This window comes from Streptomyces sp. NPDC055078, from assembly GCF_053607985.1.
The window spans coordinates 1-4,753 of record NZ_JBSGUP010000632.1; the positions used below are offsets into that span (position 1 = coordinate 1).

The following is a 4,753-nucleotide window of genomic DNA, read 5'->3' on the forward strand; positions in this document are numbered from 1 at the left end:
CGGTGGATCTCACCAACACCACCGACCGGGCCTGCCGCGATGTCCACCCCGTGATCGTCTTCGCCGGAGCCGAACCGGGGCTCACCCCGGCCCGGCTGAGGGTGGAGTTCTACGACGAGGGCGCCTCGCGCTGGCGGCCCTCGGTTCTGGAGACCACCACCGAGGACGAGGTGGTCGCGGTCCTCGACGGCGAGCCGGGTGATCCCGGCGACAGCTCCCGGGCCGGCCGTGGCTTCGCCGTGCCCGCGCGTTCCACCGTCACCGTCCGGGTCCGGCTCGCGCTCGCCGCCGGCACCCCGGCCAACGAGGTCACGGTCAACGCGGCGATCGTCCAGCGCCGGGGCGACGACGGCGACTGGGTCGGCGAGTCCGGCGACCACCACTTCACCGTCCCCGGCGAACACGGCCCCGGAGCCACCGCCGGCCGCGACGAACTCGCCACCACCGGCAGCGTCTCCCCGTTCCGCCTCGGCGCCGCCCTCGGTACGGTCCTGCTCGGCGCGGGGGTCCTGGCGCTGGTGTCGAGGAGGCTGAACTCCGGCCGCCCCTGAGGGCGACGGCGGGAAGCGAGACATACCGGGACCGGCGGACAGGGACTCGCACCGGTCAGGACTCGCGTCGGCCGGGGACTCGCTCCGGTCAGGGACTCCCACCCGCCGGGGACTCGCGCCGACCGGGGACTCGCGCCGGTCAGTGGTGACGGGGCAGCCCGTAGGCTGTTGGTGCCGGGGTGACACAGTGCCGTGCCTCCGGCGCCCCCGCACCCCGCGTATCCGTACGCCGCGCACGGCAGGAGCCCCCTCTGATGGCAGAGCGCAAGCCGATCGAATCCTGGCTCACCGACATGGATGGAGTCCTGATCCATGAGGGTGTGCCGATCCCCGGCGCCGACGCGTTCCTCAGGAAGCTCCGGGACACCGGCAAGCCCTTCCTGGTGCTGACGAACAACTCCATCTACACCGCGCGCGATCTGCACGCCCGGCTCGCCCGGATGGGCCTGGCCGTGCCGGTGGAGAACATCTGGACCTCCGCGCTCGCCACCGCCCAGTTCCTGGACGACCAGCGGCCGGGCGGTACGGCGTATGTCATCGGCGAGGCGGGGCTGACCACCGCCCTGCACGACATCGGGTATGTGCTCACCGACCACGACCCCGACTATGTGGTGCTCGGCGAGACCCGTACGTACAGCTTCGAAGCCCTCACCAAGGCGATCCGGCTGATCAGCGGTGGGGCCAGGTTCATCTGCACCAACCCGGACGAGACGGGTCCGTCCACGGAGGGGCCGCTGCCCGCCGCCGGTTCGGTGGCCGCGCTGATCACCAAGGCGACCGGCAAGGACCCGTACTTCGCGGGCAAGCCGAACCCGCTGATGATGCGTACCGGGCTGAACGCCATCGGCGCGCACTCCGAGACCAGCGCGATGATCGGGGACCGGATGGACACGGACGTCCTGGCCGGGCTTGAGGCGGGCATGGAGACGTTCCTGGTACTGACCGGGGTGACGACCCCCGTCGACATCGACCGCTATCCGTTCCGCCCGTCCACCGTGGTCGACTCGATCGCGGACCTCGTCGAGCGGATCTGACGACTGCGTGGACGCCCGTCCGGCCAGTGTGCCGCCGACGGCTGTCTTAAGACCGTGCCGACGGTCGGTCCCCTCGCTGTCGTCCCGTGGCCCGGCCGCTGCCCGCGCGTCCCGCCACTCCAACGGCGTCCGCCGTCACCCTGCCATCCGCGCATCGGGGCAGGTCGGCGAGGGACGCCATTGAGCCGGTCGCGCCTGCGGATGCGGATCGGTCGCGCACACGTGAATCTTTCGGTACCAGGAGGTTCACTATGCGTCGCAGATCGATTGCTCTCCGTGTCGTAGGCGCGGCCGTCGTACTCACCGTGGCACCCGCCGCGCTCGTTCTGGCGCCCGCGGCCACCGCCGCGTACGCCCATGACTCCGTCACCGTGACGGTCAGCCCGGCCAGCGCCGGAATCGGGGATGAGGTGGAGATCCGGGTCCGGGGCTGCGAGGCGGCCACCGGGGCCGCCAAGACCAGGGCGTTCGCCGCGGGCGCGCAGCTCTATCCGCGCTCCGGCGGCGGGGGCGCCCAGGGGAAGGGGGGCGAACTGGTCGCACGGGCCGAGGTCAAGCCAGGCGCCTCCGGCAGCTACCCCGTCATCATCATCTGTGACGGCCACGGGCACAGTACGAACGGCGTGATCCGGGTGCCGGGCGGCTCGGGCGACTCGACCGTCTCGCAGGGCAGGGGAGCCGGCGCCGGCTCATCGGCCGGCTCATCGGGCTGGGGGTCCGGGGCGGCGCCCACCGCGCCCGTCCGGGCGGGCGGCGGCGGTACGGCGGCCCTCGCGGCCGGACACGGCGACGGCGCCGACAGCGCGGGTCCCGGCACCCCGCACACGGTGATCGGGCTGGTGCTCGCGGGCGTTGCGGCGGTCGCCGTGGCCTTCCGCAGCGCGCGCCGCCGCCGTCGTACGGGCACCGACTGAGATGTCGTCCGCGGAAGGATGTACCGGGACCGGGATCGGCAGGCTGCTCACCGGAGTGGTCTGCGCGGTGCTGCTGCTCGGGCTCTGGGGCTGGGGCCGTGACGCCGCGGGCGGCCCCGGCGGCAACTCCGCGCCCACCACCGGCGATGTCGCCGCGGTGGGACGGCCCCTCGCGGTGCCGCTGCCGCGCGCCCACACCCCGGTGAAGCCCGCGAGACCCCGCCGGGTGGACATCCCCTCCATCGGGGTCGCCGCCCCCGTCGTCCCGCGCGGCCTGGACGCGTCGGGCGCGATCGACCCGCCGCCGTACGCGACGGCTCAGACGGTCGGCTGGTACCGCGGCGGTACACAGCCGGGCGCACCGGGAGCGTCCCTGCTGGTCGGCCATGTGGACACCAAGACCGAACGAGCCGTCTTCTACGGTCTGAGCGCCGTGCGCCCCGGCGCGAAGGTGCGGGTGGGCAGGACCGACGGCTCGGTCGCCGAGTTCACCGTCGACGATGTACGGGTCTTCGGGCGGGACCGCTTCGACGCGCGCAAGGTCTACGGGCAGCGCGTGGCCGGGCGGGCGGAGCTGCGGCTGATCACCTGCGGCGGGACCTTCGACCGCGAGAGCGGCAGCTATACGGCCAATGTCGTCGTCTCCGCGTATCTCACGGCCGTGAAGGGCCCGGCGGCGGCAGCGGCCCCGGGGTGACCGGGCCATCAGGTCTCGCCGCTCCAGGTGGTGAACGGGCCGGGTCCGGTGCGCGTATGACACCGTGTCGCGGCCCGGTCGCCCTCCGTTTGTGCCGGTTCAGGAAGTGAGGCAGTTCTCGTGGTGCCGTGACCGGTGTGTGCCAGGATGGATTCGACCGGTCTTGTCCAGGGGCGGGGAGGCTCAAGGACGGCCTCGGATCAGTACGGCCAAGGGGGATGCGAAATGTACGGGAGTCGGAACGGGCGTGCCGTGGCGGGACTGGCGGGGGCGGCGGTGCTGCTGCTCGCAGGCTGCACCTCCGACGGGAACGGCGGCGGCGAAGGCGACGGCGGCGGCAAGGACGAGCAGGCGAAGGTGCGCCAGCAGCCCAAGGAGACCGACCCGTACTGGGTCAACCCCGAGGGGAACGCGGCCCGGCAGGTCGCCGAATACCGTAAGGCCGGCGACGACAAGAAGGCCGAGCAGATCCAGAAGATAGCCGGGCAGCCGGTCGCCCAGTGGATCCTTCCCGACGATGCCGAGCAGGAGACCAGGAAGCTCACCGAGGCGGCGGCCAAGGCCGACCGGGACGCGCTGCTGGTGCTCTACAACATCCCGCACCGCGACTGCGGACAGTTCTCCCAGGGCGGCGCTGCCGACGGAAACGTCTACCGCGACTGGGTCGACCAGGTGGCCAAGGGCATCGGGGACCGGCCCGCCACGGTGATCCTGGAGCCGGACGCGGTGCTGCACCTGGTCGACAGCTGTACGCCCCAGGAGTTCCACGAGGAGCGGTACGCCCTGCTCAAGGGCGCGGTCGAGCGGCTGAAGCAGCAGCCGAACACCAAGGTCTATCTGGACGCGGGCAATGCCGGCTGGTCGCAGCCCGACGCGCTCTACGAGCCGCTGCGGCGGGCCGGAGTCGACAAGGCCGACGGCTTCTCCGTCAATGTCTCCAACTTCTATCCGACCGCCGCGAGCAAGGAGTTCGGCAAGAAGCTCTCCGCGAAGATCGGCGGCAAGCCCTTCGTCATCGACACCAGCCGCAACGGCAACGGCCCGTACACCGACGGCGACCCCAAGGAGAACTGGTGCAACCCGCCCGGCCGCGCGCTCGGCGAGGTGCCCACCACCAAGACCGGTGATCCGCTGGTGGACGCCTATCTGTGGATCAAGCGCCCGGGTGAGTCGGACGGCGACTGCAAGGGCGGGCCCAAGGCGGGCGAGTGGTGGCCGGAGTACGCGCTCGGCCTCGCGGAGAACGCGAAGTAGCCTCCGGCTGGGTTGGTGGCCGTGTGCTGCCCGTCGCGCGAGCGCCAGGTGGCCTCCGGCCGGGGAAGTCGGTCCCCGCGTGCGAGCGCTCGCGGGGAGCGGGAGCGCCAGGTGGCCGCCCGGCGGGGAGTCGCCCCCCGCAGCCGGCCGGTCTCGCCGAGAAACCTCCCGTCGGGGAGCCGCGCCCGCGTGCTGCCGGTCTCGCTGAGGGAGTCGGCCCGCGGGAAGCCGTTGGCCCGCACGGCCGCCTCGCCGGGAGCACCGGGTAGCCCCTGTGGGGGCAGTCATCGCCCGGGTACGGGC

Annotated in this window: 5 protein-coding genes; all 5 read left to right on the forward strand. The window is 72.7% G+C overall.

Features of this window, described 5'->3' with window-relative positions; all coding sequences use genetic code 11:
* Positions 1–551, forward strand: a 551-nt coding sequence (locus ACWF94_RS33660) for a hypothetical protein (protein WP_453497358.1), incomplete at its 5' end; no start/stop codon positions are given.
* 254 nt (positions 552–805) lie between these two features.
* Positions 806–1,585, forward strand: a complete 780-nt coding sequence (locus tag ACWF94_RS33665; RefSeq protein ID WP_453497361.1) for an HAD-IIA family hydrolase — start codon at positions 806–808, stop codon at positions 1,583–1,585.
* A gap of 251 nt (positions 1,586–1,836) precedes the next feature.
* Positions 1,837–2,499 (forward strand): hypothetical protein, encoded by a 663-nt coding sequence (locus ACWF94_RS33670; protein WP_453497364.1) that lies wholly within the window; start codon positions 1,837–1,839, stop codon positions 2,497–2,499.
* A 1-nt stretch (position 2,500) separates the two neighbouring features.
* The gene (locus ACWF94_RS33675; protein WP_453497366.1) at positions 2,501–3,196 is read left to right on the forward strand and encodes a class F sortase; all 696 of its coding nucleotides are present in this window, start codon (positions 2,501–2,503) and stop codon (positions 3,194–3,196) included.
* Between the two features lie 225 nt (positions 3,197–3,421).
* The gene (locus tag ACWF94_RS33680; protein WP_453497369.1) at positions 3,422–4,450 is read left to right on the forward strand and encodes a glycoside hydrolase family 6 protein; all 1,029 of its coding nucleotides are present in this window, start codon (positions 3,422–3,424) and stop codon (positions 4,448–4,450) included.
* The last annotated feature ends 303 nt before the right edge of the window (positions 4,451–4,753 follow it).

Excerpts from the sequence above, each read along its gene's own strand:
- ACWF94_RS33670 (WP_453497364.1), top strand. The coding sequence starts at position 1,837 with ATGCGTCGCAGATCGATTGCTCTCCGTGTCGTAGGCGCGGCCGTCGTA.
- ACWF94_RS33665 (WP_453497361.1), top strand. The coding sequence starts at position 806 with ATGGCAGAGCGCAAGCCGATCGAATCCTGGCTCACCGACATGGATGGA.
- ACWF94_RS33680 (WP_453497369.1), top strand. The coding sequence starts at position 3,422 with ATGTACGGGAGTCGGAACGGGCGTGCCGTGGCGGGACTGGCGGGGGCG.
- ACWF94_RS33675 (WP_453497366.1), top strand. The coding sequence starts at position 2,501 with ATGTCGTCCGCGGAAGGATGTACCGGGACCGGGATCGGCAGGCTGCTC.